Origin of the sequence: Terrisporobacter muris (genome assembly GCF_024621905.1) — a bacterium.
Lineage (GTDB): Bacteria > Bacillota > Clostridia > Peptostreptococcales > Peptostreptococcaceae > Terrisporobacter > Terrisporobacter muris.
The window spans coordinates 1-2,347 of the sequence record NZ_JANKBY010000447.1 but is presented as its reverse complement, the minus strand read 5'-3'; the positions used below and the strand labels follow the sequence as shown (position 1 = coordinate 2,347).

General features: G+C 32.6%; 1 protein-coding gene. It reads left to right on the top strand.

Annotated elements, in window-relative coordinates; all coding sequences use genetic code 11:
- Positions 1 to 2,094, top strand: a 2,094-nt coding sequence (gene baiCD, locus NSA58_RS19025) for a bile acid Fe-S flavoenzyme BaiCD (protein WP_330652611.1), incomplete at its 5' end; no start/stop codon positions are given.
- Positions 2,095 to 2,347 lie beyond the last annotated feature (253 nt).

Genomic DNA, 2,347 nt, shown 5'->3' with positions numbered 1-2,347 from the left:
AGTAGAGAATATATTTACAAAAGAGTAGATATATTTTTTTGTGTAATTAAAACAATTTGTTTAAAACATATTGATTTAATTACAGAAAGAGCATACAATAATATAAAGACAAGAATATTAATTTTAGAAAATATAAATTTCGGAGGGGATATTATGTACTATAATAATTTGTTTAGTTCTATAAAGATAAGGGGATTAGAAATTAAAAATAGAGTTGTTTTTCCTGCTATGGGGACAAAAATGCTTAATGGAGATAGATATGTAACAGATCAGCTGATTGATTACCATGTAGCTAGGGCAAAAGGTGGAAATGGTTTAAACTTTACAGAAGTATGCTCTGTATATAGTAAATCATCACCCAAAAATTTTTTAGCAATATCTGATGATAAATATATTCCAGGAATGAAAAAGTTAACTGATGCAATTCATGAAGCCGGAGGTCTAGCTGGTGCTCAATTATGGCTAGGCGGATCAGCGGTATTATTTTTCGGAGATTCAACGGCAACTGCTGTATTACCTAGTGATTTTCAAGCGGCTCCTAATAATGTAATACCTGGAGCTAGCAAAGAAGTAATTAAAGAAGCAGTGGAGGCTTTTGGAACAGCGGCAAAACGCGCAGTAGAAGCAGGGTTTGATACTGTTGAATTCCATGCAGGACATAACTATACGCCACACTCTTTCTTAAGTAAAGCCTTTAATAAGAGAACAGATGAGTACGGCGGATCTCTTGAAAATCGCTCAAGATTTTTAATAGAATGTATAGAATCTATACGTAATAATATCCCAGAAGATATGCCACTATTTATGAGAATAGATGCTTTTGATGATTATCTTGAAGATGGTTTAACTATTGAAGAGGTAATTGAGTTTTGCAAATTAGCTAAGAATGCAGGTGTAGATGTAGTTGATGTTTCAAGAGGAAACTTTTCAAGTGCAGCTATTAAATATGAAGTACCACCAGTAGATTTACCAAGAGGATTTAATGTTGATAATGCAACAAGAATAAAGAATGAGACTGGCTTAGTTACAGTTGCTGTAGGAAGAATAAATGATCCTAAGCAAGCGGATGAAATTATTGAAAGTGGTAAAGCAGACATGGTTGTAATAGGAAGAGGTCAACTTGCAGATCCAGAGTTTTGTAATAAAGCAATGAGGGGAGAAACTGATAGCATTATACGTTGTGTAGGGTGTAACCAAGGATGCTATGATGGATATGTTTCTGAGGATGTTCCTTTTATAACTTGCTTAAGAAACCCAGCCTTAGGAAGAGAGAAGGAATATGAGTTAAGAAAAACTGAAAAACCTAAAAAGGTGCTAATTATTGGTGGAGGAGTTGCAGGATTGCAAGCAGCAACTACTTTAAAAGATAGAGGACATATTCCAGTAATATGTGAAGCTAGTGACTCATTAGGAGGGCAATTTGTATTAGCTGGAGCAGCGCCAAGAAAGGAAGAAATGAAATTGGCAGCTATTCATATGGGAGAAGAATGTGAGAAAGCAGGTATTGAAATTAGGCTTTCTACAAATGTAACATCTGAGGTGATTAAAAGTATAAACCCCGATGAAATTATAGTAGCAGTAGGCTCTTCTCCAATAAAACTTAATATACCTGGTTCTGATTTAGCTAATGTTACGAATTCTCATGATGTATTAGCTGGTAAAGTTAAATTAGAAGGAAATATAGTAGTAGTAGGTGGTGGACTAGTAGGGCTTGAAGTTGCTGAGTATCTTTCAGATAAAGTTGGAAAGATTACTGTTGTTGAAATGTTAAATGAAGTAGCAAAAGATTTGGGGCAACTTCGTAAAATTTGTGTAATGGAGAATTTATATAAAGAAGGAATAACAACTATAACTAATGCTAAATGTGTAGAGATAAAAGAAAATTCAGTTATTATTGATAAACAAGGAGTTTTAGAAGAAATACCTTGTGATTATATCGTTGTATCAATAGGTTCAAGATCCCGCGATTATAAGGAAATAGCACAATATTGTGATGAAAATAATATACCTTATCATATAATAGGAGACGCAATTAAAGCTAGAAGAGCATTGAATTGTATCAAAGAGGCAGTAGATGTGGCAAGACAAATATAATGAGTTATTAGTTAACTTTATATATAGAGACCCAAGAATTATACTTGGGTTTCTTTTTATTTTAATTAATGAATATTTAGGAAAATATATAATGATCTTTATATTGAGGTAATTATAAGACATGTGCTTTAAGATCAAAATCTGTGTACGATTTACTGTGAAAAAATGTAAAAAAAGCTATCTCTTTAATGATTTAAAAATCATCTTGAGATAACCCTTTTTTCCGTTTACATACACACATAAATAAACATTT